We start from the raw sequence: 18,308 nt of genomic DNA on the forward strand, positions 1-18,308 counted from the left end.
GCCTCCTTCAAGGGGTTTCGATGCGCCGCTGAAGCAGGTTGATCAGCAGCAGCAGGATGAAGGAAACCACCAGCATCAAGACGCCGATGGCCGTGGCGCCGGTGTAGTCGTATTGGTCGAGCTTGACCATGATCAGCAACGGCAGGATCTCGGTCTTCATCGGCATGTTGCCGGCGATGAAGATCACCGAACCGTACTCGCCCACGCCCCGGGCGAAGGCCAGGGCAAAGCCGGTCAGCCAGGCTGGCAGCAGTGCCGGCGCCAGCACATGGCGGAACACCTGCAACGGCTTGGCGCCCAGGCAGGCCGCAGCTTCCTCGACCTCACGCGGGATATCCGCCAACACCGGCTGCACCGTACGCACCACGAACGGCAAGGTGACGAAGGTCAGCGCCAGGGTGATGCCCAGCGGCGTGTAGGCGATCTTGAAGCCCAGGTCGGTGGCGAACTGGCCGACCCAGCCCGCAGGCGCGTACAGGGCAGTCAGGGCGATACCGGCAACGGCGGTGGGCAGGGCGAACGGCAGATCGATCATCGCATCGATGATCTTGCGGCCGGGGAAGGTGTAGCGCACCAGCACCCAGGCCAGCAGGGTGCCGATCACGCCATTGATGATGGCGGCGAACAGGGCGGTACCGAAACTCAGCTTGAGCGCCGCGATGACCCGCGGTGCACTGATGATGTTCCAGAACTGCTCCCAGGTCAGCTGCGAGGCATGAATGAACATGGCCGCCAGCGGTATCAGCACGATCAGGCTGAGGTACACCAAGGTGTAGCCCAGCGTCAGCCCGAAGCCGGGTATGACGGGGGAGATGCGACGTGACATAAATATCCCTGGTTGAACGCACTTGGCCCGGAACAGATCCCGGGCCGGTGCAGACTTTTGAATCCTGGGGCTGCTGCGCAGCCCATTCGCGGCGCAAGGCCGCTCCTGCAGGGATCGCGTTCCCCTGCAGGAGCGGCCCGCGCTGTCCTCGGGCCTTACTGCGCCTGGTAGATCTGGTCGAACACACCGCCGTCGTTGAAGAACTTCGGCTGCGCAGTCTTCCAGCCACCGAAGTCCTTGTCGATAGTCACCAGGTCAAGTTTCGGGAACTGCTTGGCGAATTCGGCGGCGACTTTCTCGTCACGCGGACGATAGAAGTTTTCCGCAGCGATCTTCTGCCCGGCAGGGCTGTACAGGTGTTTCAGGTATTCGGTGGCGATCTCGGTGTTGCCTTTCTTCTCGGCGTTCTTGTCGACCACTGCCACAGGCGGCTCGGCCAGGATCGACAGCGAAGGCACGACGATCTCGAACTTGTCGCTGCCGCCGTCTTCCTTCAGCGCCAGGAAGGCTTCGTTTTCCCAGGCCAGCAGGACATCGCCCTGGCCGTTGTTGACGAAGGTGATGGTCGAGCCGCGCGCGCCGGTGTCCAGTACAGGTACGTGCTTGAACAGCTCCTGCACGTACTCTTTGGCCTTGGCTTCGCTGCCACCGGATTTCAGGCCGTAGGCCCAGGCCGCGAGGAAGTTCCAGCGGGCGCCGCCGGAGGTTTTCGGGTTCGGGGTGATGACCGAGACGTCCTTCTTGACCAGATCGCCCCAGTCCTTGATGCCTTTGGGGTTGCCCTTGCGCACCAGGAACACGATGGTCGAGGTGTAGGGGGTGCTGGCGTCGGGCAGGCGGGTCTGCCAGTTCTCCGGCAGGGTCTTGCCGAGCTTGGCGATCTCGTCGATGTCGCCGGCCAGGGCCAGGGTCACCACGTCGGCGCGCAGGCCGTCGATCACTGCACGGCCCTGCTTGCCGGAGCCGCCGTGGGATTGCTGGATCTTCACCTTGTCGTCCGGGTGCGTCTGCTGCCAGTGCTTGATGAACTCGGCGTTGTACTGCTGGTACAGCTCACGGGTCGGGTCGTAGGACACGTTGAGCAGTTCGTAGTCCTTGGCGACGGCGGAGCCGGCAAAAACGGCACTGGCCAGGACGGCGAGCGCATAACGGCGGATGGACATGGTGAAGCTCCCGATTGGCATTTTTTCTAGTTGGTTGTGTTCGGTATCAGCCGGACTTGTTGCCGGGCTGCTGCAGGCGGAATTTCTCCTTGCGCTCGATCTGCACGACCTGAGCGTTGTGCACGGTGATCTCCACGGCGCCAAAGCGCAGGTCGCGCAGGGCGCTCTGGATCTCACGCAGGATGGTGGCTTCGTCCTGACCGTCGATGCTACGCAGAGATGCACTCATGCTCGTTCTCCATTGAGTTGGGTGCCGGGCAGGGTATGGGGATTGCGCCTGGCTTGAGGGCAATCTTAGAGAGGGCGGGATATTCTTAAAAATACTGTTTAAGAATGTTTATATAACCGAATTACCGAGCAGGTCAGCAGATGCATGTGGGAGCGGGCTTGCCGGCGAATGCGGTGGTGCGGCCACTGTTGCATTCGCGGGCAAGCCCGCTTTTACAGGGGGCGAGGCTTCAGTTCTGCGCCTTCGGCTCGTGGATCTTGTACCAGGCCACGTACAGCGCCGGCAGGAACAGCAAGGTCAGCAGCGTTGCACTGATGATCCCGCCGATCATGGCGTAGGCCATCGGCCCCCAGAACACCTCACGGGCAATGGGGATCATCCCCAGGCTGGCTGCAGCCGCCGTGAGCAGGATCGGCCTGCGCCGGTGGTTGGTCGCCTCCACTACCGCGTCCCAGGGCGAATAGCCCTGGGCCTCGAACGCGTCGATCTGGGTCACCAGGATCACCGAGTTGCGGATGATGATACCGATCAGCGCGAGTATCCCGAGAATCGCCACGAAGCCCATCGGCGTGCCGGTCGGCACCAGCGCCAGCACCACGCCGATCAGCCCCAGCGGCGCCACGCTGACCACCAGGAACAGCTTCTGCACGCTGTGCAGCTGGATCATCAGGAAAGTCGCCATCAGGAACAGCATCAGCGGAATCACCTTGGCGATCGGACCCTGCGCCTTGCCGCTCTCCTCCACGGTGCCGCCGGTGGCTACCTCGTAACCGGCCGGCAGCGAGGCGGCGAACTCTTCGATCTTCGGTTTGAGCTGAGCCACCAGGTCGGTGGGCTGGATCTCGCCGTTGACCGACGCCTTGATGGTGATCGTCGGCTTGCGGTCACGCCGCCATACCAACGGCTGCTCGAGTTCGTAGCGCACCGTGGCGAACGACAGCAAGGGGATCGAGGTACCGCTGGGGCTGACGATCTGCAGGTCCTGCAGGGTATCGGGCGAGCCGCGCTCACTGTCCTTGGCGCGCGCGACCACGTCCACCAGGTAGATCTGGTCGTTGACCTGGGTCACCGGCGCACCGGTGACGATGCTGTTCATCACGTTGGCGACGTCTTCGGACGACAGGCCCAGCTGGCGCGCCTTGTCCTGGGCGATCTCGACCCGCAGGACTTTGCCGGGCTCGTTCCAGTCGTACATCATCTCGCCGATGTTGGGGTTCTGGTCGAGCAGGGTCGCCAGGTCGATGGCGTGCTTGCGCACCTGGTCGATATCCTTGCCGCTGACCCGATACTGGATCGGGCGCCCCACCGGCGGGCCCATCTCCAGCGATTGCACATTGGTGCCGATGCCGACGAAATCCTTGCGCAGCCGCTCCTGCAGCTTCGGAATCAGCGTGTTGCGCTGCTCCAGCCCCTTGCTGACGATGACCAGCTGCGCGTAGTACGGGTTCTGCAGCTGCTGGTCGAGCGGCAGGTAGAAACGCACTGCGCCCTGACCGATGTAGGTGCTCCAGTGGTCGATGTCCGGATCGTCCTTGAGGGTGGCTTCGAGGCGATCGACCGCGCGGCGGGTTTCCTGGATCGACGCGTTCTGCGGCAGGTTCAGTTCCAGCAGGATTTCCGGGCGATCCGACGACGGGAAGAACTGGTTCTGCACGAAACGCATGCTCAACAGCGCCAGGGCGAACAGCACCACGGTGCCGACGATGGTCAGCCAGCGGTGGCGCATGCACCACAACAGGCCGCCTTCGAAGGCGCGGCCGATGCGTCCGGGTTCCTCATCATGGGGTTTGACCTTGCTGCTGAGGATATGCACGCCCAGCACCGGCGCGAAGAACACCGCCACCACCCACGACACCAGCAGCGCCACCGCGATCACCGCGAACAGGGTGAAGGTGTACTCGCCCGCAGAGCTGGCATTCAGGCCGATGGGCACGAAGCCGGCAACGGTGACCAGGGTGCCGGTGAGCATGGGGAACGCCGTCGAGGTATAGGCGTAGGTCGCCGCGTCATGCTTGCTCTCGCCCATCTCCAGGCGCGTGACCATCATCTCCACGGTGATCATCGCATCATCGACCAGCAGGCCCAGGGCGATGATCAATGCGCCCAGCGAGATACGCTGCATGGTGATTCCGCTGTACTCCATGAACACGAACACCATCGCCAGCACCAGCGGGATCGAACAGGCCACCACCAGGCCTGCGCGTATGCCCAGGCTGATGAAACTGACCACCAGCACGATGATCACCGCTTCGAACAGCGCACTGGTGAAGCCGCCCACGGCGTCCTCGACCACCACGGCCTGGTTCGACACGGTGTGCACGCCCACCCCTACCGGCAGCTCGGCGGTGATGCTGTCCATCTTGTCGCGCAGTGCCTTGCCGAACTCCTGGATGTTGCCCCCCTTCTTCATGCCAATCGCCAGGCCGATGGCCGACTGGCCGTTGTAGCGGAACATGGGGGCGGGCGGGTCCTGGAAACCGCGCTCGATATCGGCGATGTCGGCCAGGCGGAAGAAGCGGTCGTTGATCCTCAAGTTGACCACCTGCAGGTCCTTCTCCGAGGCGAACTGGCCGGTGGTGCGCACCGAGATGCGCTCAGGTCCGGCTTCGATCACCCCGGCCGGGGTCACCGCATTCTGCGATTGCAGCGCCTGCATCACCTGGCGCTGGTCGATGCCCAGCGCCGCCAGCTTGCGGGTGGAGAAGTTCAGGTACAGCACTTCGTCCTGCACGCCGATGGTTTCGACCTTGCCGATATTCGGCACCTCGCGCACCTCGGCGCGCACCTGCTCGACGTAATCGCGCAACTGGCGCAGGTCCAGGCCATCGGTGGTGAAGGCGTAGATCGAGCCGAACACATCACCGAACTCGTCGTTGAATCCCGGCCCTTGCAGGCCCTGGGGGAACTCACCGCGGATGTCCTGGATCTTCTTGCGCACCTGGTACCAGATCTGCGGGATATCCTCGGCCTGGGTGGTATCGCGCAGATAGACGAAAACCGTCGACTCGCCGGGCCGGGTGTAGCTCTTTACGTAGTCGAGCGAGTCCAGCTCCTCGAGCTTCTTCTCGATCCGGTCGGTCACCTGGTACAGGGTTTCATCCTGGGTCGCGCCGGGCCAGCGAGTCTGGATCACCATGGTCTTGATGGTGAAGGACGGGTCTTCTTCGCGGCCCAGGTTCATGTAGGAGAACACGCCCATCAGCAAGGCGACGAACATCAGGTACCACACGAAGGACTGGTGCTTGAGGGCCCAGTCCGACAGGTTGAAGCTTCCTTTCATCGTCCGTCCTCGTCGAGTTTGACCTGCTGGCCCTGCTTCAGGCTGTTCACACCCGCCGTCACCACCCGTTCGCCCGGCTGCACACCGGCGCCCAGTACGACGCGCCGTTCGCTGCGCTCCACGAGTGTGACCTCACGGGTGGCCACGGTCTTGTGCTGTGGATCGACCACCCAGACCTGGGTCTTGCCGTCTCGCTCCAGCAGTGCGGTGGCTGGCAGCTCGGTGCGCGGCGCGATCGCCGAGCTGAGCGTGACGCTGATGGCGGTGCCGAGGTGGAACACCTGCGGGGTACTGGCCAGGCTCAGCCGCGCACGTCGGGTGCGGGTGGTGGCATCGGCCTGCGGCTCGAGCTCGCGCAGCGTGGCGGTGGTGCTGATGGCCGGCTCCAGTTGCGATGCCACGGTGAACACCAGCGACGGGGTCAACTGCTCGGCGACCTGGATCGGCAGGTCGATCACCGCTTCCTTGACGTCCGGGCGCGCCAGCGTGACCACTTCCTGGCCGGCACTGACCGTCTGCCCGGCTTCGGCGCGCCAGGCCGTGACCACGGCGCCATGGTCGGCCTTGAGCGTGCTGTAGCCGAGCTGGTCGCGTGCCTGGCTGACCGACGAGCGGGCCTGCTCGAGCGAGGCACCGGTGGTCTTCAGGTCGGTCTGGGCGATGTCCAGCTGGGCCTGGGCGCCAACGCCACGGTCGTAGAGCTGCTGCTGGCGCCGGGCATTGGCCTGGGCGTTGATCCACTGCGCCTGGACCCGTGCCAGGTCGCCCTCGGCGGCGCGCAACTGGTTCTGCTGGTCGGTGGGGTCGAGGGTCGCCAGGGTATCGCCCGCCTTGACCTGGGCACCGACATCGACCCAGCGGCGGGCAATGCGCCCGGAGACACGAAAGCCCAGCGTGCTTTCGTAGCGCGCCTGGATGCTGCCGGCGAAGCGTCCGAGCTGGTTCTGCAACTGCGGCTCGACCACTACCGACAACACCGGGCGCACCGGCTCAGGCGTGTCTTCATCGCTTTGGCAGCCGACCAGCAACGCCAGCGCGCCCGCCAGGATCAATACCGGTTTCATGGCTGTCCCTCCGGGGTCGTGGCATCGACCTTCTCGACCTGCATCCCCGGATGCAGCAACTGGCCACCGCTGACCACCACGGTTTCACCACCCTTGACGCCATCACTGACCACGACGCGCCCGGTGAGATAACGCGCGACCTGCACCTCGCGCAGTTCGACCTTGTCACCTTCGCCGACCACCCACACCGCGGGGGTGTGCAGCGCCTTGGTCAGGGCCGACCACGGCAGTTCGATACTGGGCCTCCCCTGGGCACGTGCAGTGGCGGTCACCGGTGAACCGAGCTGCATGGCCGGCGGCACGTTGCGCAACGCCACCTTGACCTGCACCGTGCCGCTCTCGGCGGACACCGTGGGGGTGATCTCGCGGACCCGGCCTTCGGCCTGCACCTTGGGGTTATCCACAAGCTGGACGATCACGCCTTCGTCGCTGGGGGGCGACACCAGCAGCGATTCATAGACATTGAATACGGCATCGCGATCGCCGTCGGTGGCCAGGCTGAAGATCGGCATGGTCGCCTGCACCACCTGCCCGACCTCGGCCTGGCGCGCGGTGATCACCCCGTCCGCCTCGGATACCAGGTCGGTGTAGCCCAATTGCTCGCGGGCATTGGCCAGCTGTGCCTGGGCCGCCTTGAGCGCGCTCTGGCTGCTGCGCAGGGCAGCTTCGGCCGAGTCGTACTCGCTCTGGCTGGTGTAGCCCTTGGGCAGCAGTTTCTGCTGGCGCACGAACGCCGCACGGGTCTGGGTGACCCTTGCCTGTTCGGCGAACACCGCGGCCTTGGCCGAGTCGACGTTGTTCTGCAGGTCCTTGGGGTCCAGGCGGGCGAGTACCTGGTTGGCCTTGACGTGGTCGCCCACATCGACGTTGCGGGCGATGATCTTGCCGCCCACACGGAACGACAGGTCGGTCTGCACCCGCGCCTGTACGTCGCCGGTCAGGGTGACATTGGCGGCGAAGTCGGTGGACTCAACCCGTGCGACCCCCACCCGTGGCAGTTCGGGGCTGGCAGCCTTTTCCTTGCAGCCTGAAAGCAGGGTCAGCAACCCCAGGCAAACGACCAACAGCGGACGCGTGCACGTCATGCGGGCTCCTTGCTTGCGCGCAAATGATTCGTGGGATGCGACTGTCAGCGTAGTTCAGGGTTCAATAAACGGCACAGGGGGGTTGGCTCTGAATCGGGGGTGAAGCGTTCGCGGGCAAGTCGGAGCGCCGAACCGCCGCCCCTACAGGTCCAGTGCACATTGCACCATTCCTGTGGGGGCGGCGGTTCGGCGCTCCGACTTGCCCGCGAAAAGGCCGGTCAGGCCGACGCAGCAGCCTGCGCCGGACGCCGCACCTGCGGCTGGCCGACGTTCGCTGCAGCACCTTCCTCGATGGCTTGCTGGATCGCCCGGCGGCGGCGCTCTTCGGCGCGGCGGCTGAAGTACCAGACCATGAAGGTCACCAGCGAGACCGACAGCAGGATCAGGCTGGCCACGGCGTTGATCTCGGGCTTCACGCCCAGGCGCACGGCCGAGAACACTTCCATCGGCAAGGTGGTCGAGCCCGGACCGGACACGAAGCTGGCCAGGACCAGGTCATCCAGAGACAGGGCGAACGACATCATGCCGCCCGCTGCCAGCGACGGCGCGATCATCGGGATGGTGATCAGGAAGAACACCTTCCACGGCTTGGCGCCCAGGTCCATCGCCGCTTCCTCGATCGACAGGTCCAGCTCGCGCAGGCGCGCCGACACCACCACCGCCACATAGGCTGCGCAGAAGGTGGTGTGGGCGATCCAGATGGTGACGATACCGCGCTCCTGCGGCCAGCCGATCATCTGCGCCATGGCCACGAACAGCAGCAACAGCGACAGACCGGTGATCACCTCGGGCATGACCAGCGGCGCGGTGACCAGGCCACCGAACAGCGTGCGGCCCTTGAAGCGGGTGACCCGGGTCAGCACGAACGCCGCCAGGGTGCCCAGCGCCACCGCCGCCACCGCCGTGTAGCAGGCGATCTCCAGCGAGCGCATCACCGAACCCATCAGCTGGGTGTTGTCGAGCAGGCCGACGTACCACTTCACCGACCAGCCGCCCCACACCGTCACCAGCTTCGAGGCGTTGAACGAGTAGATCACCAGGATCAGCATCGGCAGGTAGATGAACAGTAAGCCGAGCACCAGCATCAGCTTGGAGAAACCGAAGCGCTTCATGCCCTGCCCTCCATCTCTTTGGCCTGGCTGCGGTTGAACAGCAGGATCGGGACGATCAGGATCGCCAGCATCACCACCGCCAGCGCGGACGCCACCGGCCAGTCACGGTTGTTGAAGAATTCCTGCCACAGCACTTTACCGATCATCAGGGTTTCCGGGCCACCGAGCAGTTCAGGGATCACGAACTCGCCCACCACCGGGATGAACACCAGCATGCAGCCGGCGATGATGCCGTTCTTCGACAGCGGCACGGTGATCTTCCAGAAGCTGTTGAAGGTGCTCGATCCCAGGTCGCTCGCAGCTTCCAGCAGGCTCTGGTCATGCTTCACCAGGTTGGCGTACAGCGGCAGGATCATGAACGGCAGGTACGAGTAGACCACGCCGATGTACACCGCCAGGTTGGTGTTGAGGATCTGCAGCGGCTGGTCGATCAGCCCGGTCCACAGCAGGAAGCTGTTGAGCAGCCCGTTGTTGCTGAGGATACCCATCCAGGCATAGACGCGGATCAGGATCGCGGTCCAGGTCGGCATCATGATCAGCAGCAGCAGGACGGTCTGCAGCGACTTCTCGGCCTTGGAGATGGCATAGGCCATCGGGTAGCCGATCAGCAGGCACAGCAGGGTGCTGAAGAAGGCGACCTTGAGCGAGCCGAGATAGGCCGAGATGTACAGGTCATCCTCGGTGAGCAGGCCGTAGTTGGCCAGGTTCAGCACCAGCTGGATCTTGTCTTCGACGTAGGTGTAGATCTCCGTATACGGCGGGATCGCCACGTCGGCTTCGGCGAAGCTGATCTTCAGCACGATGAAGAACGGCAGCATGAAGAACAGGAACAGCCAGATGAACGGCACGCCGATCACCAGATGGCGTCCCTCGGGGGTGATGCGCTGGAGGGCTCGTTTGAGCTTTCGCGGTTTCATGAGCGCAGCACCACGCCGCTGTCGTCTTCCCACCACACGTAGACTTCATCGCCCCAGGTCGGGCGCGCGCCCTGGCGCTCGGCGTTGGCGACGAACGACTGGACGATCTTGCCGCTGGGCAGCTCGACGTAGAACACCGAGTGACCGCCCAGGTAGGCGATGTCGTGGACCTTGCCGCGCGACCAGTTGTGCTCGAACTCGGGCTGCTTGGTGGTGACCAGCAGCTTTTCGGGACGCAGCGCATAGGTGATGCTCTTGTCTTCCACCGAGGTGGTGACCCCGTGGCCGACGTAGATCTTGCGCTCCAGCTCCGGCGAGGCGATCAGCGCGTGGCCTTCGGCGTCGTCGATCACTTCACCTTCGAACAGGTTGACGTTGCCGATGAACTCGCACACCAGGCGGCTGGTGGGCGTCTCGTAGATATCCACAGGCGAGCCGATCTGGGCGATCCAGCCCAGGTGCATGATGGCGATGCGCTGGGCCATGGTCATGGCCTCTTCCTGGTCGTGGGTCACCATCACGCAGGTCACGCCGACCCGCTCGATGATCTCGACCAGCTCCAGCTGCATCTGCGAGCGCAGTTTCTTGTCCAGTGCACCCATCGGCTCGTCGAGCAGCAGCAGCTTCGGACGCTTGGCCAGCGAGCGGGCCAGGGCCACCCGCTGGCGCTGGCCACCGGAGAGCTGGTGCGGCTTGCGCTTGGCGTACTGGGTCATGTGCACCAGCTTGAGCATCTCGGCCACGCGGGCTTCGATGTCGGCCTTGGGCATCTTGTCCTGCTGCAGGCCGAAGGCGATGTTCTGCGCCACGGTCATGTGCGGGAACAGCGCGTAGGATTGGAACATCATGTTGATCGGCCGCTCGTAGGGCGGCATGTCGGTGATGTCGACACCATCGAGCAAGATCCGCCCTTCGGTCGGACGCTCGAAGCCTGCGAGCATCCGCAGCAAGGTGGACTTGCCGGAGCCGGAGCCGCCCAGCAGGGCGAAAATCTCGCCCTTGCGGATCTCCAGGGACACATCGTCCACGGCGATGGTTTCGTCGAACTTCTTCGTGACCCGCTCGATCTTGACCAGCACCTGCTTGGGCTGCTGGTCACCCTCGAGGGCTTTCTTATAGGCACCGGAGGCAACTGCCATGAGTGAAACTCCCAACAAGATTTTTGTGCCCGGGCGGCCTGTGTGCAGGGCCGCGTCGGGTCTGGATTTTTACTTGCCCGACTTGACCTTGGTCCAGCTGCGGGTCATCAGACGTTGCACCTTGGGGGGCAACTCCGCGTTGACGAACATCTTGTCCAGCACTTCCTGCGGTGGGTAAACCGCGGCGTCAGTTCTCACAGCCTGGTCCATCAGGTCGCCAGCCTTGGGGTTGGGGTTGGCATAACCGACATAATCACTGACCTGGGCGATAACCTCAGGCTTCAGCAAATAGTTGATGAAGGCGTGGGCCTCTTTCACGTTCTTGGCGTCCTTGGGGATCGCCAGCACGTCGAACCAGAGGTTGCCGCCTTCCTTGGGAATGGCGTAGGCCAGGTTCACACCCTTCTTGGCTTCTTCAGCGCGGGCCTTGGCCTGGAACACATCACCGGAGAAACCTGCCGCGACGCAGATGTCGCCGTTGGCCAGGTCGGTGATGTACTTGGAGGAATGGAAGTAGGTCACGTACGGGCGTACCGCCAGCAGCTTCTTCTCGGCCTTGGCGTAGTCCTTGGGGTCGGTGCTGTTGGGATCGAGCCCCATGTAGTTGAGCACCGCCGGGAGCATTTCGTCCGCCGAGTCGAGGAAGGCCACACCGCACTTGGAGAGCTTCTTCATGTTCTCGGGCTCGAACAGCACCGCCCAGGAGTCGATCTTGTCCACGCCCAGCGCGGCCTTGACCTTGTCGACGTTGTAGCCGATGCCGTTGGTGCCCCACAGGTAGGGGACGGCGTACTGGTTACCCGGATCGTTCTTTTCCAGGCGCTTCATCAGCGCCGGGTCCAGGTTGGAATAATTGGGCAGCAGGCTCCTGTCGAGCTTCTGGAACGCGCCCGCCTTGATCTGCTTGCCGAGGAAATGGTTGGACGGCACCACCACGTCATAGCCGGTATTGCCGGCCAGCAGCTTGCCTTCCAGGGTTTCGTTGGAATCGAAGACGTCCTGCACGGGCTTGATGCCCGTCTCTTTCTCGAAGTCCGCGAGGGTGGTCGGGCCGACGTAGTCGGACCAGTTGTAGAAGTGCACCGTGGGCGCCGCTTGAACGCTGCAGGCCAGCGTCAGACCTGCTCCGGCCATCATGGCCTTGCGCAATACAGAAATAGACAAGTGGTTGGTCCTCACAATCAGAGCCTTCGGTGGCGGCTTGGAGCAGCCGTACACGCAAAACCGGCGCGCAACTTACCTGCGTGGCTGGGATGTCGCAATCAACAATCGAGGTTTATGCCCCCTGGGCCGGAAAAGCCCGGCCCAGAGAGCCCTGCACCGGGCTTACTTGCCCGACTTGATCTTGGTCCAGCTGCGGGTGATCACACGCTGGGCGGCCGCTTCAGGTGCGGCGATCGCGTACAGCTGCTTCTTCACATCCGCTGGCGGATAGATGCTCGGGTCGCTGGTAATGTCCTTGTCGACGAACGGGGTCGCGGCCTTGTTGCCGTTCGGGAAGCGCACGGCGTTGGTGATCTCGGCCATGACTTCAGGCTGCATCAGGAAGTCCATGAACTTGTAGGCGGCATCCTTGTGCTCGGCATCTTTCGGGATGGCGACCATGTCGTAGAAGGTACCAGCGCCTTCTTTCGGAATGATGTAGTCCAGCTTGACCTTGTCGCCGGCTTCGTGGGCGCGGGCCTTGGACTGCTCCAGGTCACCCGAGTAGCCGACGGCCACACAGATGTTGCCGTTGGCCAGGTCGCCGATGTACTTGGAGGAGTGGAAGTAGGTGATCGAAGGACGCACCTTGAGGAACAGCGCTTCGGCGGCTGCCAGGTCTTCTTTCTTGGTGCTGTTGGACGGCAGGCCCAGGTAGTGCAGCGCGGCCGGGAGCATTTCGGTCGGCGCATCGAGGAAGCTCACGCCGCAGCTCTTGAGCTTGGCGATGTTCTCGGGCTTGAACACGGCGTCCCACGAGTCGATCTTGTCGACGCCCAGCGCCGCCTTGACCTTGGCCGGGTTGTAGCCAATGCCGATGGAGCCCCACATGTACGGGAAGGCGTGCTTGTTGCCCGGGTCGCTGGCATCACCGACGGCCTTGAGCAGGTCTTCGTCGAGGTTCTTCCAGTTCGGCAGCTTGGAGCGGTCGAGCTCCTCGTAGACGCCGGCCTTGATCTGCTTGGCCAGGAAGTTGTTGGACGGCACCACCACGTCGTAGCCCGACTTGCCTGCCAGCAGCTTGGCTTCCAGGGTTTCGTTGCTGTCGAAGACGTCGTACTTGACCTTGATGCCGGTCTGCTTTTCGAACTTGGCGATGGTGTCCGGAGCGATGTAGTCCGACCAGTTGTAGACGTTCAGCACCTTGTCTTCAGCCTGAACAGCGGTGGCCATGGCACCCATCAGGGCGGCAGCCAGCAACGTCTTGCCCATTTTCTTCATGCGTTATGCTCCAGAATTTTTTTAGTAGCCATCTGTTCAGCTGCCAGGTCCCGTGGTGCAAGCGCCGGCCGACTGAAACAACCGCTAGTCTGGCAAGTTACAAGGCGCTGTTTCAAGGAAAGCAGGGCCTTGTAACGACTTAATGTCACGTTGCTAGCCTAGCAAACGCCTATCGAATCGCTTCCAGGGTCAGATCCAGGCACTTGCGCGCCTTTTCCACCAGCTCGTCCACCTCGTCACGGCTGATCACCAGCGGCGGCGCGATGATCATGGTGTCGCCCACCGCGCGCATGATCAGGCCGTTGTCGAAGCAGAAGTTGCGGCAGACCATGCCCACGCCCTTGCCTTCGTAGCGACTGCGGGTCGCCTTGTCCTTGACCAGCTCGATTGCGCCGAGCAGGCCCAGCCCGCGAACCTCGCCCACCAGTGGGTGGTCCTGCAGCTCACGCAGTCGTTTTTGCAAGTACGGTGCCACTTCCGTGCGGGCCTTCTCGACGATGTGCTCGTCCCGCAGGATGCGCAGGTTTTCCAGCCCCACCGCCGCTGCCACCGGGTGGCCGGAGTAGGTGAAGCCGTGGTTGAAATCGCCACCCTCGGCGAGCACCTTGGCCACCTTGTCACGCACGATCACACCCCCCATGGGGATGTAACCGGAGGTGAGGCCCTTGGCGATGGTCATCAGGTCAGGCTTGAGGTCGTAATAATCGGAACCGAACCACTCGCCGGTACGGCCAAAGCCGCAGATCACTTCGTCGGCAACGAACAGGATGTCGTAGCGGGCAAGGATTTCCTTGATCTTCGGCCAGTAGGTCTCGGGTGGAATGATCACCCCGCCGGCGCCCTGGATCGGCTCGGCGATGAAGGCGGCGACGTTGTCTTCGCCGACTTCGAGAATCTTCTTCTCCAGCTGTTCGGCGGCCCATACGCCGAAGTCATCCGGGCTCATGTCGCCACCTTCGCCGAACCAGTACGGCTGCGGGATGTGCACGATGCCCGGGATCGGCAAACCGCCCTGCTCGTGCATGCCGCTCATGCCACCCAGGCTGGCGCCAGCCACGGTGGAGCCATGGTAGCCGTTGACCCGGCCGATCAGCGTCTGCTTGTTCGGCTTGCCCTTGAGCGCCCAGTAGTGGCGGACCATGCGCAGCACGGTGTCGTTGCCTTCGGAGCCGGAGCCGGTGAAGAACACATGGCTCATGCCTACGGGCGCCAGGTCGGTGATGGCCTTGGCCAGTTCCAGTGCCGGCGGATGAGCGGTCTGGAAGAACAGGTTGTAGTACGGCAGCTCGCGCATCTGCTTCTCTGCCGCCTGGACCAGCTCTTCGCGACCATAGCCGACCGCCACGCACCACAGGCCGGCCATGCCATCGAGGATCTTGTGCCCCTCGCTGTCCCACAAATGCACACCCTGGGCCCTGGTGATGATCCGCGGCCCCTTCTCCTTCAGCTGCTTGTAGTCGCTGAAGGGTGCCAGGTGGTGCTCGCCGCTCAGGTTTTGCCATTCACGGGTTTGCGGGTTGTTGACGCTCATCTGCTTCTCCACTTTCCGATGGCCGCACGTTGGCGACCCCAGGGTTGATCACACGGCAAACAGCAGGAACTCACGCTCCCAGGAACTGATGACGCGCTTGAAGTTTTCATGCTCGGCGCGCTTGGTGGCGACGTAGCCGGTGATGAACTTCTTGCCCAGGTACTGCACCAGGGCGCGGCTGTTTTCCATACGCTCCAGGGCATCCTCGATGGTCAGCGGCAGGCGCAGGTTGCGCCGCTCATAGCCACGACCCTGCACCGGAGCACTGGCCTCGATACCCTCGACCATGCCGATGTAGCCGCACAGCAGGCTCGCGGCGATGGCCAGGTAGGGGTTGGCGTCGGCGCCTGGCAGGCGGTTTTCCACCCGACGGTTCTGCGGGCCGGCATCCGGGACGCGCAGGCCGACGGTACGGTTTTCTTCGCCCCACTCGACGTTGACCGGCGCCGAGGTGTCCGGCAGGAAGCGGCGGAACGAGTTGACGTTCGGTGCGAACAGCGGCAGCGCTTCGGGGATGAGTTTCTGCAGGCCACCGATGTGGTGCAGGAACAGCGTGCTCATGCTGCCGTCTTCGTTGGAGAAGATGTTCTTGCCGGTGGCGATGTCGATCACGCTCTGATGCAGGTGCATGGCACTGCCCGGCTCGCCGGTCATCGGCTTGGCCATGAAGGTGGCCGCCACGTTGTGCTTGAGCGCGGCCTCGCGCATGGTGCGCTTGAACACCAGGATCTGGTCGGCCAGGTGCAGCGCGTCGCCGTGACGGAAGTTGATCTCCATCTGCGCGGTGCCGTCTTCGTGGATCAGCGTGTCGAGGTCCAGCTGCTGCAGTTCGCACCAGTCGTAGACATCCTCGAACAGCGGGTCGAATTCGTTGGCAGCCTCGATGGAGAACGACTGACGGCCGGTTTCAGGGCGGCCCGAGCGGCCCACCGGTGGCTGCAGCGGGAAGTCCGGATCTTCGCTGCGCTTGGTCAGGTAGAACTCCATCTCTGGCGCGACGATCGGCTGCCAGCCTTTGTCGGCGTAAAGCTTGAGTACCTTCTTGAGGACGTTGCGCGGCGACAGCTCGACCGGGTTGCCCTTCTTGTCGTAGGTGTCGTGGATCACCTGGGCGGTCGGCTCGATGGCCCAGGGCACGAGGAACACCGCGTCCTGGTCGGGGCGGCAGATCATGTCGATGTCGGCCGGATCGAGCAGGTCGTAATAGATGTCGTCGTCGACGTAGTCGCCAGTCACAGTTTGCAACAAAACGCTTTCAGGCAGGCGCATGCCCTTTTCGGCGATGAATTTGTTGGTCGGCGAGATCTTGCCGCGGGTGATGCCGGTCAGGTCGCTGATCAGGCATTCGACTTCGGTGATCTTGTGCTCTTTCAACCAATCGGTGAGCTGGTCGAGGTTGTTACTCATAAATACCTCAGGAGGTCATTTGACCCAGCCCCAACGGGGCGGGCGCTACTGACGCCTGGCGTCGGTCAATGTCGGCGCATTCGGCGCGGCAGGGCCTGGCAAGGCCCACGCATTGATTCTGGATGGAGTACGTTGCCAAAGCAAAAACCCACGCACAGGACGGCAGCCGATTCACGCGCGGCAGGCGTGTCGATCTCGAAAGCAAAGGGCAGGAAGGAAGAAAAGCGTGCAGTAAACCACTACGGGGCGAGAGCCGAGGGCGCCGGTCGTCAATTATTGCGACCAGTCTGTGCCAGCAATGGGCCAGGCATGCGAGGGCCTTGCGGCAAGCGGTGAAAATACCTGACTGCACAGCGCAGGCGGCGCTTTCAGGTCGCGACTGGCGGACCATGTGACCCTCGTATTATTACTGTTATGGGTTGCGACCGAGCTTAGCCTCGTTCATTTTTTTTCACAACACCTCCGTAAAAAATAAAATACGCCACCATCGCCGTAGCCCTTTCACACTGATTTAGCGGATAATGGCACGCCCTTATATGCAGCAAATCCGCCGTTGATGTGCCATTTCAGGGCATCAGGAGGTTGGCTTGACATCAGTTTGTCTTTTCGATTGACTGGGTCTGCAAGCCCCCCTTGATTGATATTTTTAACAACAAAGGTGTTGCATCATGTCGGTACCCCCGCGTGCCGTTCAGCTTAACGAAGCGAACGCGTTCCTTAAGGAACATCCTGAGGTTCTCTACGTTGACCTTCTGATTGCAGATATGAATGGTGTGGTTCGTGGCAAGCGAATCGAACGCACCAGCCTCCACAAGGTTTACGAGAAAGGCATCAACCTGCCCGCCTCCCTCTTCGCCCTGGATATCAACGGTTCGACCGTCGAAAGCACGGGCCTGGGCCTGGACATCGGCGACGCCGACCGCATCTGCTACCCGATCCCTGGCACCCTCTCCAACGAACCCTGGCAGAAGCGCCCGACCGCGCAACTGCTGATGACCATGCACGAGATCGAAGGCGAGCCGTTCTTCGCCGACCCGCGTGAAGTGCTACGCCAGGTGGTGAGCAAGTTCACCGACATGGGCCTGACGATTTGCGCCGCGTTCGAGCTGGAGTTCTACCTGATCGACCAGGAGAACGTGAACGGCCGGCCGCAACCGCCGCGTTCGCCGATCTCCGGCAAGCGTCCACAGTCGACCCAGGTCTACCTGATCGACGACCTGGACGAGTACGCCGACTGCCTGCAGGACATCCTCGAAGGCGCGAAGGAGCAGGGCATCCCGGCCGACGCGATCGTCAAGGAAAGCGCCCCGGCGCAGTTCGAGGTCAACCTGCATCACGTGCCCGATCCACTCAAGGCCTGTGACTATGCGGTGCTGCTCAAGCGCCTGATCAAGAACATCGCCTACGACCATGAAATGGACACCACCTTCATGGCCAAGCCCTACCCGGGCCAGGCTGGCAACGGCCTGCATGTACACATCTCCGTGCTGGACAAAGATGGCAACAACATCTTCACCAGCGAGGATCCCGAGCAGAACGCCGCGCTTCGTCACGCTGTCGGCGGTGTGCTCGAGACCCTGCCCGCTTCGATGGCCTTCCTCTGCCCGAACGTCAACTCGTACCGCCGTTTCGGCGCGCAGTTCTACGTGCCGAACGCGCCGAGCTGGGGCCTGGACAACCGCACCGTGGCCTTGCGCGTACCGACCGGCTCGCCGGACGCCGTACGCATCGAGCACCGCGTTGCCGGTGCCGACGCCAACCCGTACCTGATGATGGCTGCGGTGCTGGCCGGTGTGCACCACGGCCTGACCAACAAGGTCGAGCCAGGCCAGCCGATCGAAGGCAACTCCTACGAGCAGCTGGAGCAGAGCCTGCCGAACAACCTGCGTGATGCCCTGCGCGAGCTGGACGACAGCGAGATCCTCAACAAGTACATCGATCCGAAGTACATCGACATCTTCGTCGCGTGCAAGGAGAGCGAGCTGGAGGAGTTCGAGCACTCGATCTCCGACCTCGAGTACAACTGGTATCTGCATACCGTGTGAATGAAAACGCCGCCCTCAGGGGCGGCGTTTTTCATCGGCTCTGGGCCGACTCTATCGCGGGCTTGTCCCGCGATAGGGCCGGTGCT

General features: G+C 63.0%; 14 protein-coding genes. 1 reads left to right on the forward strand and 13 read right to left on the reverse strand.

What is annotated here, in order from left to right; genetic code table 11:
* Positions 1–7: 7 nt before the first annotated feature.
* From cysT to AC1TXO_RS25935, 13 genes are all read right to left on the reverse strand, one after another.
* Positions 8–826 carry a sulfate ABC transporter permease subunit CysT gene (cysT, locus tag AC1TXO_RS25875; protein ID WP_186665492.1) on the reverse strand — a complete coding sequence of 273 codons (819 nt, stop codon included), beginning with the start codon at positions 824–826 and terminating at the stop codon, positions 8–10.
* A gap of 155 nt (positions 827–981) precedes the next feature.
* Positions 982–1,989, reverse strand: a complete 1,008-nt coding sequence (locus AC1TXO_RS25880; protein WP_486404348.1) for a sulfate ABC transporter substrate-binding protein — start codon at positions 1,987–1,989, stop codon at positions 982–984.
* A gap of 46 nt (positions 1,990–2,035) precedes the next feature.
* A complete protein-coding gene (oscA, locus tag AC1TXO_RS25885) occupies positions 2,036–2,218 on the reverse strand; it encodes a sulfur starvation response protein OscA (RefSeq protein ID WP_016489716.1) in 183 nt (60 codons plus the stop codon).
* Between the two features lie 229 nt (positions 2,219–2,447).
* Positions 2,448–5,498, reverse strand: a complete 3,051-nt coding sequence (locus AC1TXO_RS25890) for an efflux RND transporter permease subunit (RefSeq protein WP_486404349.1) — start codon at positions 5,496–5,498, stop codon at positions 2,448–2,450.
* Positions 5,495–6,562 (reverse strand): efflux RND transporter periplasmic adaptor subunit, encoded by a 1,068-nt coding sequence (locus AC1TXO_RS25895; RefSeq protein ID WP_486404350.1) that lies wholly within the window; start codon positions 6,560–6,562, stop codon positions 5,495–5,497. Before AC1TXO_RS25895 ends, AC1TXO_RS25890 begins: the two co-directional genes overlap by 4 nt.
* Positions 6,559–7,647, reverse strand: coding sequence for an efflux RND transporter periplasmic adaptor subunit (locus AC1TXO_RS25900; protein WP_486404351.1), 1,089 nt, complete (start codon positions 7,645–7,647; stop codon positions 6,559–6,561). Before AC1TXO_RS25900 ends, AC1TXO_RS25895 begins: the two co-directional genes overlap by 4 nt.
* Positions 7,648–7,865: 218 nt before the next feature.
* A complete protein-coding gene (locus AC1TXO_RS25905; RefSeq protein WP_486404352.1) occupies positions 7,866–8,759 on the reverse strand; it encodes an ABC transporter permease subunit in 894 nt (297 codons plus the stop codon).
* Positions 8,756–9,676 (reverse strand): ABC transporter permease subunit, encoded by a 921-nt coding sequence (locus AC1TXO_RS25910; RefSeq protein ID WP_486404353.1) that lies wholly within the window; start codon positions 9,674–9,676, stop codon positions 8,756–8,758. The genes AC1TXO_RS25905 and AC1TXO_RS25910 overlap by 4 nt, the downstream gene beginning before the upstream one ends.
* Positions 9,673–10,815, reverse strand: coding sequence for a polyamine ABC transporter ATP-binding protein (gene potA / locus AC1TXO_RS25915; RefSeq protein WP_486404354.1), 1,143 nt, complete (start codon positions 10,813–10,815; stop codon positions 9,673–9,675). Before potA ends, AC1TXO_RS25910 begins: the two co-directional genes overlap by 4 nt.
* Before the next feature lie 69 nt (positions 10,816–10,884).
* A complete protein-coding gene (locus AC1TXO_RS25920; protein ID WP_486404355.1) occupies positions 10,885–11,979 on the reverse strand; it encodes a polyamine ABC transporter substrate-binding protein in 1,095 nt (364 codons plus the stop codon).
* Between the two features lie 162 nt (positions 11,980–12,141).
* On the reverse strand, positions 12,142–13,239 hold the full coding sequence (locus AC1TXO_RS25925; RefSeq protein WP_486404356.1) for a polyamine ABC transporter substrate-binding protein: 1,098 nt from the start codon (positions 13,237–13,239) through the stop codon (positions 12,142–12,144).
* Positions 13,240–13,408: 169 nt separating this feature from the next.
* Positions 13,409–14,770 carry an aspartate aminotransferase family protein gene (locus tag AC1TXO_RS25930; protein ID WP_486404357.1) on the reverse strand — a complete coding sequence of 454 codons (1,362 nt, stop codon included), beginning with the start codon at positions 14,768–14,770 and terminating at the stop codon, positions 13,409–13,411.
* Between the two features lie 48 nt (positions 14,771–14,818).
* On the reverse strand, positions 14,819–16,177 hold the full coding sequence (locus AC1TXO_RS25935) for a glutamine synthetase family protein (protein WP_486404358.1): 1,359 nt from the start codon (positions 16,175–16,177) through the stop codon (positions 14,819–14,821).
* Positions 16,178–16,845: 668 nt separating this feature from the next.
* Here AC1TXO_RS25935 and AC1TXO_RS25940 point away from each other — a divergent pair.
* Positions 16,846–18,222 (forward strand): glutamine synthetase family protein, encoded by a 1,377-nt coding sequence (locus tag AC1TXO_RS25940; protein WP_486404359.1) that lies wholly within the window; start codon positions 16,846–16,848, stop codon positions 18,220–18,222.
* Positions 18,223–18,308: the final 86 nt, after the last annotated feature.

It is taken from the genome of Pseudomonas sp. FA117, assembly GCF_057370475.1.